Origin of the sequence: Microbulbifer epialgicus (assembly GCF_041447265.1) — a bacterium.
In the GTDB taxonomy this organism is placed as follows: domain Bacteria; phylum Pseudomonadota; class Gammaproteobacteria; order Pseudomonadales; family Cellvibrionaceae; genus Microbulbifer; species Microbulbifer epialgicus.
Genome location: NZ_JBGMEK010000016.1, coordinates 66716 through 86760, shown reverse-complemented (window position 1 = coordinate 86760; position 20045 = coordinate 66716). Strand labels below are relative to the sequence as shown.

Genomic DNA, 20045 nt, shown 5'->3' with positions numbered 1-20045 from the left:
CTTGTGTTTGATGATGCGATCATTAGTATGGATCATGGGGTTTATCCTTGGTTTTGCTTTTAGATTTAGGCACCTTCATCAAAACTGGTAAACCCCTCTTTTTCAAGAGGATGTGTCAGATTTGGTCTGAACTAATCCACCTTATTGTCAAGAAAACTGAAATTGCAAGATATTTTATTTCATCTGGTAACCCGCTAGCTAAATCCATATTTTGGCTTTCTGCGAAGGCTATTTCATCTATACCAATATTCCATCGCGCTTTTATGAAGCAATGGACTGCTATTTGACTATTCACTAGCGCATACCGTACGCATAAACCGAGTAAACTAATTTGCCCACATAAATCGCTAATCCAACACATCCTTTGTTGGAGCCAATTCTTGTTGAATTGATGCCTGATATTGTTAAAATAAGCTTGAAGTAAAAACGCAAAAGCTAGAAGCAATCATTCCTGATTCCTATCCTTATATAAGTTCTAATCAGTAAGTTCACTTATTTTCGGTTCTGTATATCAAGTCAAGCTTGCTTTTAATTTGCCGTAGTATACATGGCATTCTGGAGGCGGGTGTTGTCAAGTAACTTTAGAGAAATTATCGATAAGCCCACTTTTTTTGGGGCGCTAACACTGTTGCTGCTAGTGACAGCCCCACTCGTGCTCTATCCGGAAGTAGGTGCAGCCTGGGTTTTAGTTGCCAAGGGCTTTGTCACCGACAAGCTTGGGGTCTTTTACCTGGCACTGGGGGTTGGAGCAATACTGTTTATGGTCTACATCGTGTTCAGCGATATAGGTCAGATAAAGCTCGGCACCCCGGAAGAAAACCCAGAGTTTTCCACACTTTCTTGGGCCTCTATGCTCTTCTGCGCCGGCATAGGGGCATCCATTCTCTACTGGTCCATGGTTGAGTGGATCTACTATTACCAAGCTCCGCCTTTCCAAGTGGAAGGCGGTACGCCCGAAGCGGCACGCTGGGCCGTAGCCTATGGGATTTTTCACTGGGGGCCGCTCGCCTGGTCTATTTATTTGATTCCCGCGCTACCCATTGCCTATTTCTACTACGTACGTAATCACAGCGTATTGAAGATCAGCGAAGCGCTGATGCCAGTTTTAGGAGAACAGCGGGCCCAGGGCGGCATCGGCAAACTGATTGATGTGTTGTTTGTATTTGGCATGCTGGGTGGCGGTGCAACCACTTTGGGCATAGCTGCGCCGCTGATCACTCAGGGGGCCCATGAGCTTCTTGGCGTGCCCACGGGGCTCGGCACACAGATTACTGTGTTGATGATTTGCACATTGATATTTGGCTATAGCGCTTTTGTAGGCCTGAAAAAGGGTATCCGGGCGCTCTCAAATGTGAATATGTGGCTCTCGATCGCTCTGCTTGTTTTTGTTTTCCTTGTTGGCCCCACTTTGTTTATGCTGAATACGGGTCTGGATGCCCTGGGACGGGTACTGGACAACATTTTCCATATGGCATCCTGGACTGAGCCTTTCGCTGAATTTGAGCAGTTTCCGGATACACACTTCCCTCAAGACTGGACCATCTTTTACTGGGCCTGGTGGTTGGTGTTCGCACCCAGTGTTGGTTTGTTTATCGCGCGTATTTCTCGGGGTAGAACAATCAAGGCGATGGTGGTTGGCTCTATTTTCTTTGGTACCCTGGGTTGCTTCCTGTTCTTTATGGTACTGGGGAATTACGGTGTATACCTGCAGTTCTCTGGTGAACTGGATGTAGTGCAGGTATTAAACGAGCAAGGAGCAACAGCGGCGATATTCTCCATGCTCAAGACTTTGCCGGGTAGTAAGCTGGTTATTTTGGTTTATACCGTGCTTGCCCTGATCTTTACCGCAACCACTTTCGACTCAATATCTTATATCCTTGCTGCAGTAGTACAAAAGGAGGTTGATGAGGAGCCGGCACGTTGGAATCGTGTTTTCTGGGCCTTTGCCCTCTCTCTGATGCCAGTTACCCTGATGTTCCTTGGTGGTCTTGATACTTTACAGACCGCCAGTGTAATTGGTGGGGTTCCCCTTCTTGTTGTGGCACTAATGCTGTGTATATCAATTGTAAAAGCCGCACATTATGACTTGCGTTACCAACCCAGTTATGAGGAGAAGGAGATATACATCGAGGACTTCCCTAAAGATGACCCCTGGACCAAAGAGGGGGATTGGCAAATACCCACCCATGCCTCCCATGGCGTGTCACATGATGATAAACCTCATATAGAGGGTGATCCTGGAAGTCATCCGTCACGTCTTTAGACCGAAGGAATACACCGGTAGGGCTGTAAGGGGTACCTTGAACTAAGGGTGCCCTCAAGTTCCAGTCTACTTTTGGTATTCAAAAGCCTTTCAGTTAACCACCATAAAGCTTGAGTGGGCCATCTTGTTGTACCCCTCAACTCGGATGATGTCTCCGAAGTCCGCTCCTATTAAGTCTTGGCAAGTCGCAAGAAACTCATCCAGTGCATTTGGTGTCCCCTCTAGAAACATTTCTAGACTTTCGTTCGGGGCGTTTCTTGCCCACCCTGAAATACCAAACTTTGCCGCACTTTTTTGAATCTTGTCGGCAAGGTCTGTGAAGATTGCGCCTTCGTCCAGCCTTATATGAATAGACTTTTGAATGGTTTTGGAGTTATTTAGCCCTTCAAATAAAGAGTCTAGCAATGCTCCGGCTACATCCCGTCCAACACCAACGTTTGGATAGTGATGCCAGGCCAGGAAAGGCTTGTAAGTAACATCACTTATCGCCCATTCTTGCTCATCTGGGGATACAGTTATATCTTCTGCAACAATAGTGACTCCAGCAAGATAGGGGTTGAATAATTCAGATATAACATTACCTGCAATTTCACAGAATTTATAGTGAATATCTCTGGTGGCTTCCTGCCACTTATGATTAATACCGAACTCAGTGTCTAGCTTATATCCTTTGTGAATACTTTGAAGCACGGACACTACCTCATTATCTATCAGTGCCAGCCTGTAAACCTTGGAGTAGTCACCGATTTCGGACTCTTTGAAATAAGGGATGTTTTTATACTGTAAAAAGCTCGAAAGAAAACTCTTGTCATTACATATTATGCGAGATACTAGAGAAGTGCTTTCTGGCATACAGCCAAGAAATAGATGTGTTTGATTATTGAATTTGGCAGAAAATACATTTTCATCAATATCCTCAATCGCAATCCCTTTTCGCAAGGCGGCTTGCTTTATAAATTTTATCGAATTTCCGAGTCCTCTAAGTGATGAATGATCATTGATTGAGTAAGAAAAAGGTGGGGCTGGATTGTAATTACCTCTTTGTTTCGCTTGTGCGATTGGGTTTTCTAAAACATATTCTAGCAGCGCTTTTGGGGTGTTTGTTTGAGCGCCATATCCTGGGAATGTTGGAGATGAAATATCTGGGTTTGAGTTAACCTCAAGGACAACGGCAGTACCGCTATCCCTTTCGCTACTTACAATTAAGTCAACGCCCGCTTGCACTATCCCAGGAAATGTTGCGGCTGCTTTTTCAGCAATCTTAAGTATGTTTTCTTCCACATGATCAATATAGTTAACTATTTCACCCCCTACTGTTGCTACGCTTGCTAGCCATACTCGTTCATTGCGCTCGGGGACATAATCCAAAGTAATGCCTTTTCGATCGATTAAATCATATCGATTGATCGGATCATGAACTAGATTTGGATTAAGTTTTCTGCGCTTGTTTTTGTCTTCAATTAACTGCCTAATAGTATTGGTTCCGTCACCGACCACATTAGCGGGGATCCGAACAAATGCCGTAACAGCTTTGCCCCCGATCACCCAAACTCTTAAATCAAATCCATCAATACTTTTCTCAACTATGATCTCTTTGCTATAGGGCGTGGCAAACTCCCACCCCTTAATGAATTCCTCTTCTGTAGATATACCAGTAGTTACACCTCTGGCCATGGAGGCATTATTTGGTTTTATAGCAACCTTGCTGTTGAATTTTTGGAAGTAAGCAAGAGCCTTTTTCATATCTTTGAAAACTTCCCCCTCAGGGACCGGAACCCCATTTGCAACTAGCATCCTTTTTGCAATATTCTTAATTCTTGCACAGTAACTGTGTACGCATGAGCTTGAAGGAGAGTTGCTGAGAAATGGGATTCGTCTTTCTCCATCTATTATTTCATAAATTGATTTCTCATGTGATTTGAATGTGCACCCTAAATTCTCTGCTTCCGCAGTTATAATTGGAAGGCTGAGGTCTCTTGCCTTGATGTTCAGGAATGGTGACTTTGAATAGTCATTTTCAATGTTCAGTATGCGGTTTAGATTCATCTGTTTTTCATCTAACATAACTTAAATACATCCATGTGTTCTTGGTTTATGAGAGGTTGGCTACTTATATTGTCTGAATGTGTTAAGTTCGACAGGTATCGAAATTGCCTTTAACATCCAACGAATTTCCTTCTTCAGCAAAGACCTCCTTGAACCCTATTTCAATAATATCGATTCCATGTTCAAGGTTTTGATCACTTATGGTTAGAGGGCATAGTAGTTTAATTACTTGATCGTCAGCACCACTTGTTTCAATAATCAATCCACGCTCAAAAGCGCACCTAGTGATCTTTCCAGCAAGCTCACCACTTACGCAGTCAATTCCTTGAAACATGCCACGCCCACGTCGGGTAAAGTTGCCACCACCATATTGATTGACGATGCTATCGAGACGGGCTGAGATGTAGTTGCCTTTTCGTAATATGTCTTGTGAGAAGTTGTCGTCTGACCAGTAGTGATCGATTGCTGCTTTCGCAGTAACAAAAGCTAGATTGTTGCCACGAAAAGTCCCATTGTGCTCCCCAGGTTTCCATTGATCTAATTCTGGCTTCATTAATACAAGAGCAATCGGTAGCCCATAGCCGCCAAGAGATTTTGACAAGGTTATAATATCCGGCTCAATTCCCGCATTTTCATAGCTAAAAAAGTCACCTGTGCGGCCACATCCAGCTTGGATATCATCAACGATTAAAAGCAAGCCATGTTTTCTGCAAACAGCCTGGAGATTTCTTAACCACTCTACACTGGCGGTATTGATACCGCCTTCTCCTTGAAGTGTTTCGACAATAACGGCGGCCGGCATACCAATACCACTACTGGAATCTGATAGTGTCTTATCAAGGTAATCGGTAGTGTCGATATTTTTGCCAAGGTAGCCGTCATATGGCATACGGTGTGTACCGTTCAGGGTGACACCTGCGGCATCTCTGTGATAAGAGTTTCCTGTTGCTGCGAGAGCGCCAAGGCTTACCCCGTGAAAGCCATTGGTAAATGTAACAATCATTTGGCGCCCGGTAACCTTGCGGGCAATTTTCATGGCAGCTTCTACTGCATTTGTCCCTGTAGGTCCAGTGAATTGGACTACATAGTTCATATTCCTGGGTTTTAAGACTATGTCATTGAAAGCTTGTAGAAACTCACCTTTTGCTTTGGTGTGCATATCCAAACTGTGTGTGATGCCATCTGTTTGAATATAAGCCAGCAAAGTTTCTTTGAATAATGTGTTGTTGTGCCCATAATTGAGGGCGCCGGCACCAGACAAGAAATCTATATATTCATTTCCCTCCTGATCCCAAAGTAACTCATTCTTTGCGCGACAAAACACCTTTGGAAAGGATCGTGCATAGCTTTGCACTTCCGATTCAACATCATCGAAAATCTTCATTCCGTACTCTTAATGAAGTTTGGCTATCCAAGTGAGTGTAGTGGGTCAACAACTATAAATAATTGTTTGTAGTGTAAGATTGCCACCCTATACAACGCTAAATGACACTTTAAGCTTTTATAGCATGCGTGAAATTTATCTATAGGAAAAAACCATCTAGGTTAACCGATACGCATTAGTGATTTGGTGCAAAATTCCACGCATAGGATATTCTTGGCTGGTTACTTTCGTATATGCCTGTAAAGCGCATTCCTGGCAGGTATTCTTTCCTTCTGACCCAGTAGTATTACATATCAAACGCATTGAATATCCTATCGACACAATACTTTCTAAGATGGGCGATATCATTCATATCGGCTTTCTCTTCGAAGCACTGGTTGACCTGAATTACAAAATGATTAAATAATGCTTTTGCATCCTTTAAAGGCAGGGCAACTAGTTGTTCAATAAACTGACGTGAGCCTATTTGAAAGTGCATATAGTCAATTGGCATATTCCAATCCCCGCCCCAAACCACAAAACCATGCTTGGCAAATACTGTGGTCACCTTTTCAGACATGCCCGCACGAACCGGCTTTCCAACTCGGTACTTTGCTCGATTTAGATAACCCTCTGTGGCACTTTGGGGTATTAATATTGCCTTTGAAGATTTTTTGATATAGAAGTATGGGTTTTGTAGGGGATTAATATCTATTGCAGCCCCATAGGCGTGCTCAGACCACTTGTCTCCATCAGTGATTGGTCGAGAGTCAAAGGCAAGGGAGTTATTCATGTTTTCTGTTAATCGCTCTTTTTTGCTGAAGTATTCAATCGGAATTGCAGACTTTATCGGAAACTTCAGCTGATAAAGCTCCTCAAATAGAGATAACACCTCATCCGCCACAACATCGAGCACGATGAGAGCCCCATTAGGGCGAGGACGGGACGCATCATTCAATTCATCGCTGGGTTTATTCATCATATAAACTGCATTAGTTTTCAGCTCATTTTGATGACCAAGATCAGTATTAATATTTGATTGATCTCCCGTAAGTGGATAGAAATTGAACACTACTTTCTTTAGTCTTTCACAGCCGATAGGGGAGTCACTTCTGATAACTTTCCGGTAGAGCATTAGCTCGCATTCCCTTTGAGAAATATTATAAACACCTATCTGTGGCTCAGGGTGAAAGTCATCGATATCAATATCACTTAAAGGGTTTTTAGAGCATGCATAAAGCTCTAAAGTAATAATAAGAACCACAGTGCATTTGAATATGTTAGCTCTTTGTTCAGTCAAATTAAGCGTCACTTTCAATGCCTTTCAACGATATTTGGTTTTTATGCGTTTATATAAATATGTGAATACATTTTGAATTGTATACGGCTACCCTAGGGGACGTGAAAGGTACTTTAAGTGAGGCAGCTTAATAGCTCATCCAGGCGCCTTAACATTCACCTATGAGGAATTATATCAATTTTGGCGTTTTTTATCTCAGTTAATTGATCCTGAGGGCTTATAAAATCTAACTATTCATAATAGCGCCTCAGCAATGGTCAATAAGGGGAAATTTTTGCTGAACAAAGAATCGAGAAAGGTTATAGATAAGTCTACATTTTACGGCTCGCTTATACTGTTATTAGTGGCGACAGTGCCGTTGATCCTATTTCCCGAAGTTGGCTCTGTGTGGCTGTTGGCAGCGAAAGACCTGATAACAGAAAAATTAGGTGTCTTTTACCTCTTGCTTGGCATAGGGGCATTGTTATTTGTGTTGTATATCGCCTTTAGTGATATCGGCCGGATAAAGCTTGGTGGCCAAAAGGGAAGGCCTGAATTCTCGACTATATCCTGGGCTGCTATGTTGTTCAGCTCTGGTATTGGCGCATCGATTTTGTACTGGTCGATGGTTGAGTGGATCTACTATTACCAACAGCCGCCATTCCAGGTAGAGGCAAATACTGCCGAAGCCGCTCGCTGGGCGGTTTCTTACGGCATCTTTCACTGGGGGCCGTTAGCCTGGTCAATTTACCTGATTCCCGCACTACCTATCGCGTATTACTACTATGTGCGCCAGCACAGGGTACTTAAGTTAAGTCAGGCGTTAGAGCCAGTGCTGGGGGAGGGGAGAGCCAATGGGGTCACTGGCAAGCTTATCGATATCTCTTTGGTATTTGGCATACTCGGGGGTGCCGCTACGCGACTAGGTATTGCTACGCCGCTGATTACCCTGGGGTTACATAAATTATTTGGCATACCTGCAGGGCTGGGAACTCAGGTGGGCGTACTTGTGCTCTGTGTACTGCTATTTGGCTACAGTGCTGTTGCTGGATTTAAACGGGGAATAAGTGCACTCTCCAATATTACGATTTTACTCGCCTTGGCTTTATTGTTCTTTGTATTTGTTGCAGGTCCAAGCTTGTTTATGCTCAATAGTGGGCTGGATTCTCTGGGCAGGGCTATACATAACTTTCTACAGATGGCTACATGGACAGAATCTTTCTCCCACTTCAAGCAATTTCCCAACTCCCGTTTTCCTCAGGAGTGGACAGTGTTCTATTGGGCCTGGTGGCTGGTATTTGCGCCAAGTATAGGGCTTTTTATTGCGCGCATCTCCCAGGGTAGGACTATCAAGGAAATGATCCTTGGATCAATATTTTTCGGGACTCTCGGATGCTTCTTGTTTTTTATGGTGCTGGGCAATTACAGCGTTTATGTGCATTTCTCGGGTGAGCTGGATTTGGTAAATACACTGAATCATGGAGGTGCCAATGCGGCGATCTTTGCCATTCTGGATACTTTGCCGGCGAGTCAGTTAGTTGTACTGCTATACACAGTGATAGCATTGGTTTTCACAGCCATCACTTTTGATTCCATATCTTATATTCTCGCTGCAGTTGTGCAAAAAGAGGTTAATGGCGAGCCACTTCAGTGGAATCGGATTTTCTGGGCATTTGCCTTGACAATAATGCCAATTGCATTGCTAGTTATCGGCGGGCTGGAGGCTCTGCAGGCCGCGAGTATCATTGCCGGTGTTCCCTTACTGCTAATCGCACTTCTACTGTGTATCTCAATCGTCAAAGTAGCTCGGTATGACTTGGGTTTCCATCCGGCTCTGCCTGAGAAGGAAATAGTTTTGGAGGGACTGCCAGAAGGGGAGCCTTGGAGTGCAAATAGGGAGCCAGGGCGAGAGGAGGTAATGATGGATGCTGAGAAGACTGATTGAGGGAGTGAAGGGGAGCTGCCTTGGGAGTTGGTCAGTATAAAATACCGGGGCCACTTTAGGCCCCGGTTTGGGCTCTCAATTTAAAGGCTGAAAGTACGAGCAACAGAGAAGACGATGCGTTCGTCAGCAGTATCCCAATCGAGATTAGTATTCTCGGCAGCAATATTAAAGTCGAAACCGTTCCAGGAGGTCATGTACTCTACTCGGTAGTGGTTATAGGCATCATCGTTGCCCCAGGACCACTTGTCCTTATCCGTTGAAGTTGAGCGGTCAACACTCAGGCGAAGGTCATGGCCATCTGCAAGTTCAAAGGTATGGGCCAGCATCATAATATAGTGACCGCCGCCCTGGCCAAAGTAGTCCCAGCTGTACCAGCCATTAACTTCGGATGTACCCAGGGAAGAGCTGTATCCCAGCTTGGCGTAGGCTTCTGGATAGGCGTACTCATCGGAAACGCTGTCACCATGGTATGTGTAGTAAGCGGCTCCAACATCCAAGCTCACTTTGTCATTGAGTTGCAGGAACTTACCGGCATAAAAATCCCATTCGAGGTTAGTGTCATCTTCACCACCAAAATCCACATTGGACGCCCAGGTGCCGATATACCATCCGTTATCGAAGCCGTAGTCCAAGCTCGCCTGCAGTGCCGGGTCATTTTGGGTCTGGCTGACACCGTTGAAAGTGTAATCGGTGGTTAGGTTAACAGTAGAAGACAGTTCCGCTTGGGATTGCTGGGCAAGTACTAGCAGCGAAGCACAAGTCAGTGCAGAAAGTTTCAACGTTGATTTCATTGTTAAATTACCGTTTATTTATAATTTGTAGCCCCCGCCCAAGTGGGCAGGGGAGTTCCAACAGTTAGCTCGCCAGTTCGATCTTGTTAAAGTCGATTTTGTTTTCTTTAGGTGAGGAGTCGATAGCTGCTACCGCTCTGAAGCGCTTGACCAGGATGTAACCCAGGCAGCAGAAGAAAATGCCAATTACCAGGGCACCGATCCATTGGATTTGCAGGAAGTCCAGCTTGAACAACAGGGTGAGCAGGCTCATCGCAGCCAAGTTGAGCACAAAGTATTTCCACTTGCCCAAGCGCGCAACGGTCATGCCCAGGTTGTCGGTGTACAGCCGGATCAGGGAGTCCAGCGAGTTGATTACAAAGGTGATGCCCACGATAACCATGGCCATGTTATAGAAGCCGCTGGTATCCAGGCCTTGGCTGGAGTAGTAGTAGAGCACGGTGAACCAGAGTGCGATGGGGATGGATGGGAATATCAACATCGCCGCCAGCACTTGGTAAGTGCGCAGGCCGCCCACAAAGCGGGAGGTAAACTGGCCGATCATAATGCTCCAGGCAAACCACCAGAACAGGTAGAACTCGTGGTAGTCATTTAGCGGCAAAACGAACTGGTGGATATTGCCAAAGTAACCACCGAGTAAAGCGAAGGTGGAAGCAAAATCACCTACGCTGCCGTTTTCACCGGTAAAGGCGCCTAACCACATTACTGCAATCAGGCCAATGAACATCCATGTGGTCGCCAAGCTGAGGAAGCGTACATAGCGCAAGCTGGTGGATGAGTAGACCGCAGCGGCGATCACTGCAAATACGATTAAGTAGAAGGTGCCAACAATGGTTTCGCCATCGCCAACTTGCGGCAGGTACCAGGGCAGGTTGCTGAGCAGTAAATAGGCGGTAAAGGCGCAGGTGCCGATAATCACTACATTGTTGATCAGTTTTACTGGACCCAACTCAAAGAATTTAACTTTGGGCTCGATAATGCAGAAGTAAAAACAGGTAAGGAAGTAGAAGCCCCAGATCAGGAAGGCCCAAAAACCAAACTCAATCGCGAGTGCGTTGGTGAAGCCGTATTCTGGGTTTGCGGTTAGGTCTGCGTAGCCACCGAACTCGGTGAGGGGGAACATGATAAGGCCTACATCGAGGCCGGAGGTGAAAAGGATCGCTATAAAAGTGAAGGTTTTGACCGGGGTCACCCCGACCATCTTCACATTTCCCCATTTTATCAGCGAGAAAATTATTGCCGTGAAGGTAAACAATAATCCCGCGGAAAGCCAAGCTGTCATGCTGAGTCTCCAGCTAGTTATTGGTATGTCGGCGCCCCCAAAAGGGCATTGCTGTGCGAGATTTGACTATCCCCGTCGCGTTTGAAGGGGGCAGTCAAATCTCTGCCAGAGCGCCGACGTAAATTCAGCTCACTGAGCGCGCAGGGCGGCCAGGTCGCTGAGTGCTGGTAGCCTTGGTCGCTACCGGTGCCTCGGAGGGCGCCAATACGGGGCGCCCTAAAATCAGGTCCGCAGCCCGCTCCGCCACCATAATGGTGGGCGCATTCAGGTTGCCGTTGGGAATGGTTGGAAAGATGGAGGAATCTACAACTCTCAAGCCCTGTAAACCGTGTACACGGGTTTCTGGGTCTACCACTGCCATTGCATCGGTACCCATCTTGCAGGAGCAGGATGGGTGGTAAGCACTCTCGACGGATTCCCGTACGAAAGCGTCAATTTGCTCATCAGTCTGGATATCGGTGCCGGGCTGGATTTCATCGCCTCGGTATTCGTCGAAAGCCGGCTGATTGATAATCTCGCGAGTCAGTCGCACACAAGCGCGGAAACCCTCAATATCCTCTTTCTCCTGCAAATAATTAAACAGGATAGAAGGGGATTGCTTGGGATCGCTGCTCACAACTTTGATCCTGCCGCGACTCTTTGGCTTGTTGTGCCCGATATGCACCTGGAAACCGTGGCCATCGAAAGCTTCCTGACCGTCATAGCGCATCGCTGCCGGCAGGAAGTGGTATTGCAGGTCCGGCCACTCCACATTTTCTTTTGAGCGAATAAAACCGCAGGACTCGAAATGGTTGGTGGCTCCGAGACCATCCTTCTTCAGTATCCAACGAGCGCCGATCAGGAATTTATTCCAGGGGTCGAGTTTGCCATTCAGGGAAATCGGCTGGTTGCAGCGGAACTGGAAATAGAACTCCAGGTGGTCCTGCAAGTTTTGGCCGACGCCGGAGAGTTCGTGTTGGAGTTCGATACCGGCTTCTGCCAGTGTGTTGGGATCTCCGATTCCGGAGAGCTGAAGAAGGTGAGGGGAGCCGATGGGACCTGCGCTGAGGATGACTTCCTGCCGCGCCTTGAACTCCAGGATCTTTCCCTTGCGTTCAAGTTTGATTCCGACTGCCCGTTTACCTTCCAGAATCACCTTATGCACAGTGGCGTGGGTCAATACTGTCAAATTGGGACGTTGCATTGCCGGTTTCAGGTAGGCGTTGGCGGTAGACCAACGCTTTCCATCTTTTACCGTCATATGCATGGGGCCAAAGCCCTCTTGCTGCTCACCGTTGTAATCTGCGGTGTAGTCGTAGCCAGCTTCTTTGCCAGCTTCGATAAAGGCTCCATAAAGGGGGTTGGCCATTTCATTGCCGTTATTGACCCCCAGAGGACCTTCGTCGCCACGGTAATCGTCACCGCCGAAAGCCCAGGTCTCAGAGCGTTTAAAGTAGGGCAGACAGTGCGCATAGTCCCAGCCTTCGGCGCCGTGCTGTGCCCACTCATCAAAGTCTTTGGCGTGCCCGCGCACGTAAACCATCCCGTTAATCGAGGATGAACCCCCGAGCACCTTGCCTCTGGGGCAATGCATGCTGCGGTTGTCCAGGTACGGCTCTGGCTCGGTCATAAACTGCCAGGCGTACTTGTCGGTATTCATGGGAATAGATAGTGCGGTGGGCATCTGGATAAAGATGCTGCGATCGCTACCCCCGGTCTCTACCAGGAGGACTTTTTTATCTTCCTGGGCAGACAGGCGGTTGGCCAGAACGCAACCGGCAGAGCCGGCGCCGACAATGATGTAGTCAAACTCACTCATACAGGGTACCGCTTAAAATGGACTTTCCAGTGGTGCCAGGCCCACATATACCGCTTTTAGCTGGGTGTAGTGGTTCAGGGTCGCAAGTCCATTTTCGCGTCCGATTCCGGATAACTTGTATCCGCCCACCGGCATTTCTGCCGGCGAAGCACCGTAGGCATTGATCCAGCAGATACCCGCTTGCATCTGGTGGATCACACGGTGGGCGCGAGTGATATCACGGGTAAATACGCCGGCTGCCAGGCCCAAACGGGTATCGTTAGCGCGGCGGATCACCTCGTCTTCATCATCAAAGACCAGTACTGACATTACCGGGCCGAAGATCTCTTCGCGGCAAATGGTCATATCGTCATGACAGTCGGTGAATACGGTGGGAGCAACGAAGTAACCGTTAGGTGAATTCTCTGGGGAGAGGGTGTGGCCGCCGCAGAACAAGGTCGCGCCTTCCTCTTTGCCCTTGCTGATGTAGTCCATCACCAGTTGCTGGTGCTTGGCAGAAATCAGGGCGCCGAAGTTGGTGTCCGGATTCATCGGATCACCGGCAATAATATTTTGCTCAACGCGCTCTTTCAGACGAGCGAGGAACTGATCGTGGATGCTGCGGTGTACAAATACCCGGGTACCGTTAGTGCAGATTTCGCCCTGGGTGTAGAAGTTACCCAGCATGGCAGCAGAAACGGCTTGCTCCAGGTCGGCATCATCAAAGATCACTAGCGGGGACTTGCCTCCCAGCTCCATGGTGACTTCTTTCAGGTTGGAAGCCGCTGCGGCCATTACTTTCTTGCCGGTACCCACTTCGCCGGTAAAGGAAACCTTGGCGACATCCGGGTGGTTAGTCAGCCAGGCACCCACGGCGCCATCGCCCTGGATTACGTTGAAGACACCCGGGGGCATGCCCGCTTCAATAAAGAGTTCAGCCAACTTCAAAGCACCTTTGGGGGTCTCTTCGGAAGGCTTGAAGATCATGGCGTTACCGCAGGCCAGGGCCGGGGCGGCTTTCCAGCAGGCGATTTGTAAGGGGTAGTTCCAGGCACCGATTCCAGCGCAGATGCCCAGGGGCTCGCGGCGGGTGTAATAGAAGTCATCACCGACTTGCTGCTGATTGCCCTCAATGCCTGCGGCCAAGCCGGCAAAGAATTCTATGGAGTCGGCCCCAGTCACCACGTCGACAACACTGGCTTCCTGCCAGGGCTTGCCGGTGTCAGCAACCTCTATTGCTGCAAGCTCATCGTTGCGCTCGCGCAACAGTGCTACCGCTTTAAGCAGGATGCGACTGCGTTCGACCGGCATCATAGCTGACCACTGGGCAAAACCACGCTTGGCGCTCTCGATGGTTTCTGCGAGTACCTTCTCGTCGGCAACCTCAACCTGATAGCTGACCTCGTTGGTAGCCGGGTTATATACATCAAAGCACTCGCCGCTCTCATTCGACAGGTAGCGGCCGTCTACAAAATTCCGTTGTTTGTCCAGTGACATCTGTCTCTCCATACTGATCTGTCTCTCCATACTGCTTTAACAGAGGGTCAGTCGGTTGTTTGTCGGCGATGGGGCAGGGGGCAAAACTGGAAATGGCCGTCCCGTGGACCTTTGGTCATCGCAAAAAAAAAGGGGCCGGCCTGATGTAGACGTTTGTCCCATATTGTCAGATTCCAGCCCGGGCCCGACGGTCAAATATCAGGCGATATGACACAAAATGTAACATATTTTTAATTTGAGCTCTAATGGTTAGTACTCAATGCAATTGAGGTAGGTCACTTTGGGGAGACTTATATTCTCGTAAAAGCGTAGTAGTGCCGGCCATTTCCCTCCCTTAAATGGTCTCGTGTAGGTCAAAAATCTTATTTGAACTCTATGAAAGTTCTGGTTAAATTTTCACCAAAAATCTAGCTGGAAGTCACAACAGTGAGATAAGTCAAAATTTATGGGGACCTGAATTGAGGTCAGTTGGGCTGGGTATCAGGTTCACAAATACCCCAGGGAAATCCAGCACTGGCGAAGGTTCGTATCATTATTTTTCCACGAACACCTCAAAAGATCTTAGCGATTGCTAGAGGCATCTATATAATCCCGCGATTCGCCCTGATTTCGCGATTGAGAGGTAGTTTTGAACAGCATTGAACAGGTGTTAGTTGCCTTACGCCGTGTAATACGAGCAACAGACTTGCACTCGAGGCATCTAGCCAAAACCACAGGGTTGACTGCTCCACAGGTTTTGTTGCTACAAACTATTCGAAATAAGGGTGAAGTGACTATTGGTGAGTTGGCCAATGAAGTCAGCCTTAGCCAGGCAACAGTGACCAATATATTGGATCGCCTTGAGAAAAGAGGGTTTGTCTATCGCCAGCGCTCACAGTCAGATAAGCGCAAAGTGCACGCCTACCTCACAGAGCAGGCCGCTGAAACCCTGAGAGACGCCCCAATCCCCCTACAGGACCAGTTTACTCGCCAGTTTGGTGACCTAAAAGATTGGGAGCAAAGCATGATTATTGCTTCGTTGCAGCGGGTGGCCCAAATGATGGATGCCCAGCATATCGATGCATCCCCGGTACTGGATATCGGTGTATTGGATCGCCAGGGGGCTACCATGGATAAGCCTAACGCAGCTTTAGATTATCCTGACAATCCTGATTCTGCCGATAAAAAGAGCGCCGAAAAACACAACCAAATTGATGGTATTTAACTGGCTTCTGGGGGTAAGTAGCCCTTCAAATTTTTTTATTTGAGCCCAAATTGGTACTTGCTCGGCGAAACTCCAATCCAGCGCTTAAAGGCCTTACCAAACGCGCTTTCATCGGAAAACCCCAGCGCCATCGCTATCTCGGAATTAGTGCGGTTCCCTTCTTTTAGCCACTGCTTGGCGTAATGACTGCGAACCTCATCCTGAATTGCTCGGAAACTAACCTGTTCTTGTTGCAGCTTGCGGCCCAGATGCCGAGGGCTAATACAGAGATGCTGGGCCACCTGCTCCCGTGTTAATTCGGGCATCTGCTGTAGTAAAAGAGACACTTTTCGGTGCAGGGCCTTTTCTGCAAGCGCTTGTAGAAGGGCATCGGCTTTGGGCTTTAAACAGCCCACGACCTCTTGGTCAGCGGCAACTAAGGGCAGAGCCAAATCTCTAGCTGGGAATCGGATCGCCGAAACCGGCGCGCTAAACACCACTTGTGTTTGCAGCAGCTCTTCATACTGTTGTTGTACGGTAAGGCTGGGAGCGGGATAAGCTAAAAGAAGTCTGTGAGTGCGAAATTTCCCTGCAGTCATGCTTAGGGTTTGTGCGATGCAAGCAGCCAATACGGTTTCTACACGGATTTGTGCACAGCTTAGAAAATTGGGGTGATAACAAAGGTCCGCAGTAAACGCCCCGCGGCGCAATTCAAAGTGACCACCTTCACCCAGAAGCGGATGGTAGGCAATCAACTGGTCAATGGTCGCGCCAAGATTTTGTTGGGTCATTAGCAAATAACCCACCAGCCCTATCTGATCGGCCTGCATGGCAAGCCCGAGTTTTATCCCGAGAAGTGGATCCCTGTGTGCATCGGTTACTGCCTCCCAAAGATGTTCTTGCAGGTCGATCGGGATACGTTCTTGCTGGTTTATTTGGGACAGAATCTTCCTTGCTCCCTTGGGCATAGAGAGATCTAAGCTGAACAATGCCTGTATCAGGGCTCTGGTATAGCTTAGATTGACGCTTCGGTGGTCACCTGAATCCATCTAGATTGTCCTGAATTAACCAGCGTTTGCCCGATAATGACAATCTGTTATGAATTTGTCACGGTATATTCTTTGCGCCTTAGTGATTATTTGATTGGATAACCGGCGGGAAGTGACAATGAAACCCTATGCAATTATTGGTGCGGGCCCCATGGGGCTGTGCACTATGCGGAACTTGCGCAAACTCGGTATTCCTTGTATTGGATTTGAAATACACAGTGATGTGGGAGGTCTGTGGGATATCGAAAGTCCTACCAGCACAATGTATGAGTCCGCACATCTAATTTCCTCTAGGAAAATGACGGAATTTGCCGAGTTTCCAATGGAAATGGGCGTTGCCGATTATCCGAGCCATAGGGAGATGCACAATTATTTTCGAGCCTACGCACGAAAATTCGGCCTCTACAACCACTATGAATTTGAGACAGAGGTTGTAAAGTGTGTGCGTAGCGGAAAGGAGTGGCTAGTAACAACACGTAGAGGGGGCCAGGAACAAACGCGCCTATTTACCGGGTTACTTATCGCTAGCGGTACTTTACATCACCCGAATCAGCCTGAGCTACCAGGCCAATTTACCGGCGAGCAAATACACTCTGCGCAATATAGATCTCCTGAGATTTTTACTGGGAAAAACGTTCTATTGATTGGCTGCGGTAATAGTGGAGCGGATATCGCTGTAGATGCTGTGCATAGGGCAAAGGATGTAGATATTAGTCTGCGTCGGGGTTACCACTTTCTGCCTAAGTTTATTGCCGGCAAACCAGTCGACCAGCTGGGCCGTAAACTTAAGTTACCCCTTTTCCTCAAACGGCGAATTACTAAGGCGCTGATTAAATTTTCTTTCGGGCGCCCAGCTCAGTATGGATTGCCTGAACCTGACTACCAATTATTTGAATCCCATCCAGTGGTTAACTCTCTACTGTTACATCACATTGGTCATGGGGATATTCATCCCAGACCAGATATCTTATCAGTACATGGAAATAGAGTGTGCTTCTTAGATGGTAAACACCGTGAGTATGACCTGATCGTGCAGGCCACCGGCTACCAATTGCAATACCCATTTATAGACAGTAGTGAGCTGAACTGGAGCGGCCATGCGCCGAGCCTGTACTTGAATGTGTTTCATCCAGAGTCAGACAACCTTTTTATGATGGGCATGGTTGAGGCGACAGGTCTAGGCTGGGAAGGGCGCAACAAACAGGCGGAACTTGTCGCACTGTATATACACCAGCTAGCCGCTGGGGCGCCATCTGCCAGCCGATTCAGGGCGGTAATCAAGCAAAGAGCGGCGATACGCACCGACGGCGGCATGCGATATCTTGATCTTAAACGTATGGCCTACTACGTACATAAGGACTCTTATTTAAAAGCCCTCAGAATTCATAAAGCAGATTTGCAAAAGGATATACTGCCACGGGTAGCGTCTTATCAGACTGGTAGTTCAGAAGTGACTTCTTGATTGGGGCCTCGGGATGATAAAGCGAGTTTTAATTACAGGAGCCGCAGGTTATATAGGTCACCAGCTTGGGGAAAGGCTGAGCAAGCGGTTTCCTGTTATCGGGATCGATATTCGCACAAGAGGTGCGAGTTTTCCGATTCTTGTAAAAGATATCTGTGATGTGACCCTTGGGGAGCTGATGCGGGCAGAGTCCATTATTCATGTGATTCACCTGGCATCGGTAATGGCAACGGGGCGAAATCAGCGGGCCGAATATCGCACTGATGTGGAGGGAACTAAAAATGTACTGAATGCTTGCCTCTACGCAGGGGTTGAGCATATCACCGTCACGAGCAGCGGTGCAGCCTATGGTTATCACCCCGATAACCCTTCTAGTATCAATGAGTGCCATCCACTACGAGGTAATCCAGAATTTGGTTATTCCAACAATAAACGTAAAGTTGAGAAATTGTTGGAGGAGTTTCGGGAGAAGCATCGACACCTAAAGCAGCTAATATTTCGTGTTTCTTCCGTGTTGGGGGCTGAGACCAATAATAAGATCAGCGCACTATTTAGCCAGAGGGCTATTCTGGACCCTGGCGGCCACAATTCACCGTTTGTTTTTATTTGGGACCAGGATGTCATCCGCGCACTAGAATTTGGAGTGGACGTTGGGGCCAACGGCATTTTTAATTTGGCTGGAGATGGCTCCCTTAGCCCATGGGAAATTGCTCAAATTTTAAGTAAGCCCCTCATTCGGCCACCGACGTGGTTGATCAAGGTTGTTCTTCGGCTAGGTTACAGCCTCCACTTAACGAATACCCACCCCGCGCAAGTGACCTTTTTACAATACAGACCTGTTCTCGATAATCACCGCCTAAAAGAGGTGCTAGGTTTTTTTCCAGAAAAAACTTCTGAAGAGGTCTTTCAACTGTTCGCAGAAAAGGCCCTTGGCATAATTCCGACATCGAACAATCCTCAAGTACTTTTGGGGAAGAGCTAAAATGGCTTCGCAACAGCTTGAAGATCCGAAAAAAGTTTTCGTGATTACCGGCGCAGCAGGGGGCTTGGGTTGGGCAATTACTGACTGCCTCGCCAGTAAGTTTACTGCTGAACTTGCTCTAGTAGATATTGAAACTAATGCACTACGTCATCGCCAAATGCAGCTTAAGGCTCGCGGGATTAAAGCCCGAATATTCGTAGCAGATCTGTCAAACAGCGAGGCTGTAGAAAGGCTGGTGGGGTCCCTAAGCAAACAATATCTAAGAGTTGATCTGCTGGTAAACAACGCAGGGATCACACACCGCAGCCTCTCCACTCAAACTTCCAGTGTTGTGATCCGAAAGGTGATGGCCGTCAATTACCACGCTCCGGTAGAGCTGGCTCAAGGGCTGTTTGCAGAACTGAAAGCTGCTTCTGGCTGTGTAGTGAATATCTGCTCAATGGCAGGCTGGATGCCTGTGTTGGGGCGTGCAGGCTATTGTGCGGCAAAGAGTGCTCTACACCAGTACTTCGAAACATTTCGTGAGGAGGTACGTCAAGATGGGGTTCGCGTACTGATGGTTTACCCAAATTTCCTGGCAACAACTATTGAGCAAAATGCTTTAGCGGGTGACGGTCGGAAGGCCAAGCACCAACGAAGCACAGTGGGAGCTGTGCGCAGCCCTGAGTGGATGGCCGTGAAAATCGTTGTAGCCTTGGAGCAGGGGAGAGAGCGGTGGTTTCCTAAGGACTTAAGTTTGATTGGTGCACTATTGTACAGACTGGCTCCAACGATATTTCTCAGGCAAATGGTGAAAAATTTCCAATTAGAGCTAGGATCGACTCGTCAGCAATAGCTCCCAGGCAAAGCGTATAAGGCCCCTGGTACTGCTTAAAAAGTACGCCCTCGCCCTGAGAAATTCTTAATATTTCAACTATAGCCATTCTCTTCTAATTCCGACTTGGGCAACCGCTTGCAGCTATGGACAAGGGGTAATCACAAATGTTAGTATCGGATGGAACGGTTTAAAAGCCCAGTTTTTATTTTAGTCCAACTCGTAGTTTTAGTCATAATCCTTCGTTCTGCCTCTTTTAAAATCTCAGTTTTTTGCCCGCTCAACCAACTGGTCAATCTAAAGTACATTTAT

At 47.6% G+C, this 20045-nt stretch carries 14 protein-coding genes; 6 read left to right on the top strand and 8 right to left on the bottom strand.

Annotated elements, in window-relative coordinates; translation table 11 throughout:
• Window positions 1-568: 568 nt before the first annotated feature.
• A complete protein-coding gene (locus ACCI49_RS09560) occupies window positions 569-2263 on the top strand; it encodes a BCCT family transporter (RefSeq protein ID WP_371838734.1) in 1695 nt (564 codons plus the stop codon).
• A 90-nt stretch (window positions 2264-2353) separates the two neighbouring features.
• On the opposite strand, the gene ACCI49_RS09555 is transcribed toward ACCI49_RS09560, so the two are convergent.
• The 3 genes from ACCI49_RS09555 to ACCI49_RS09545 form a co-directional block, all read right to left on the bottom strand.
• A complete protein-coding gene (locus tag ACCI49_RS09555) occupies window positions 2354-4327 on the bottom strand; it encodes an acylphosphatase (protein ID WP_371838733.1) in 1974 nt (657 codons plus the stop codon).
• A gap of 64 nt (window positions 4328-4391) precedes the next feature.
• Entirely contained in the window at window positions 4392-5693 is a 1302-nt protein-coding gene (ectB, locus tag ACCI49_RS09550; RefSeq protein ID WP_371838732.1) for a diaminobutyrate--2-oxoglutarate transaminase, read from the bottom strand.
• 286 nt (window positions 5694-5979) lie between these two features.
• Window positions 5980-6972, bottom strand: coding sequence for a M15 family metallopeptidase (locus tag ACCI49_RS09545; protein WP_371838731.1), 993 nt, complete (start codon window positions 6970-6972; stop codon window positions 5980-5982).
• A 274-nt stretch (window positions 6973-7246) separates the two neighbouring features.
• Here ACCI49_RS09545 and ACCI49_RS09540 point away from each other — a divergent pair, with 274 nt between their 5' ends.
• The gene (locus ACCI49_RS09540) at window positions 7247-8896 is read left to right on the top strand and encodes a BCCT family transporter (protein ID WP_371838730.1); all 1650 of its coding nucleotides are present in this window, start codon (window positions 7247-7249) and stop codon (window positions 8894-8896) included.
• An 80-nt stretch (window positions 8897-8976) separates the two neighbouring features.
• Here the strand turns inward: ACCI49_RS09540 and ACCI49_RS09535 are convergent, their stop codons facing one another.
• The 4 genes from ACCI49_RS09535 to betB form a co-directional block, all read right to left on the bottom strand.
• Window positions 8977-9687 carry a TorF family putative porin gene (locus ACCI49_RS09535; RefSeq protein ID WP_371838729.1) on the bottom strand — a complete coding sequence of 237 codons (711 nt, stop codon included), beginning with the start codon at window positions 9685-9687 and terminating at the stop codon, window positions 8977-8979.
• A gap of 64 nt (window positions 9688-9751) precedes the next feature.
• Window positions 9752-10969, bottom strand: a complete 1218-nt coding sequence (locus ACCI49_RS09530) for a BCCT family transporter (RefSeq protein WP_371838728.1) — start codon at window positions 10967-10969, stop codon at window positions 9752-9754.
• 124 nt (window positions 10970-11093) lie between these two features.
• A complete protein-coding gene (gene betA / locus ACCI49_RS09525; protein WP_371838727.1) occupies window positions 11094-12767 on the bottom strand; it encodes a choline dehydrogenase in 1674 nt (557 codons plus the stop codon).
• A 12-nt stretch (window positions 12768-12779) separates the two neighbouring features.
• Window positions 12780-14243 carry a betaine-aldehyde dehydrogenase gene (gene betB / locus ACCI49_RS09520; protein WP_371838726.1) on the bottom strand — a complete coding sequence of 488 codons (1464 nt, stop codon included), beginning with the start codon at window positions 14241-14243 and terminating at the stop codon, window positions 12780-12782.
• Between the two features lie 628 nt (window positions 14244-14871).
• Between betB and ACCI49_RS09515 the strand changes: the two genes are divergently transcribed.
• Window positions 14872-15447, top strand: coding sequence for a MarR family winged helix-turn-helix transcriptional regulator (locus ACCI49_RS09515; RefSeq protein WP_371838725.1), 576 nt, complete (start codon window positions 14872-14874; stop codon window positions 15445-15447).
• Window positions 15448-15482: 35 nt separating this feature from the next.
• Here ACCI49_RS09515 and ACCI49_RS09510 read toward each other — a convergent pair whose 3' ends face one another.
• Entirely contained in the window at window positions 15483-16475 is a 993-nt protein-coding gene (locus ACCI49_RS09510; RefSeq protein ID WP_371838724.1) for an AraC family transcriptional regulator, read from the bottom strand.
• A 118-nt stretch (window positions 16476-16593) separates the two neighbouring features.
• On the opposite strand from ACCI49_RS09510, the gene ACCI49_RS09505 reads away from it, so the two are divergent.
• The 3 genes from ACCI49_RS09505 to ACCI49_RS09495 are packed head-to-tail and all read left to right on the top strand — an operon-like array spanning window position 16594 to window position 19754.
• Window positions 16594-17937: a flavin-containing monooxygenase gene (locus ACCI49_RS09505; protein WP_371838723.1), complete on the top strand. Its 1344-nt coding sequence runs from the start codon at window positions 16594-16596 to the stop codon at window positions 17935-17937.
• Between the two features lie 13 nt (window positions 17938-17950).
• Entirely contained in the window at window positions 17951-18919 is a 969-nt protein-coding gene (locus ACCI49_RS09500) for an SDR family oxidoreductase (RefSeq protein WP_371838722.1), read from the top strand.
• Window position 18920: 1 nt separating this feature from the next.
• Window positions 18921-19754, top strand: a complete 834-nt coding sequence (locus ACCI49_RS09495; RefSeq protein WP_371838721.1) for an SDR family NAD(P)-dependent oxidoreductase — start codon at window positions 18921-18923, stop codon at window positions 19752-19754.
• Window positions 19755-20045: the final 291 nt, after the last annotated feature.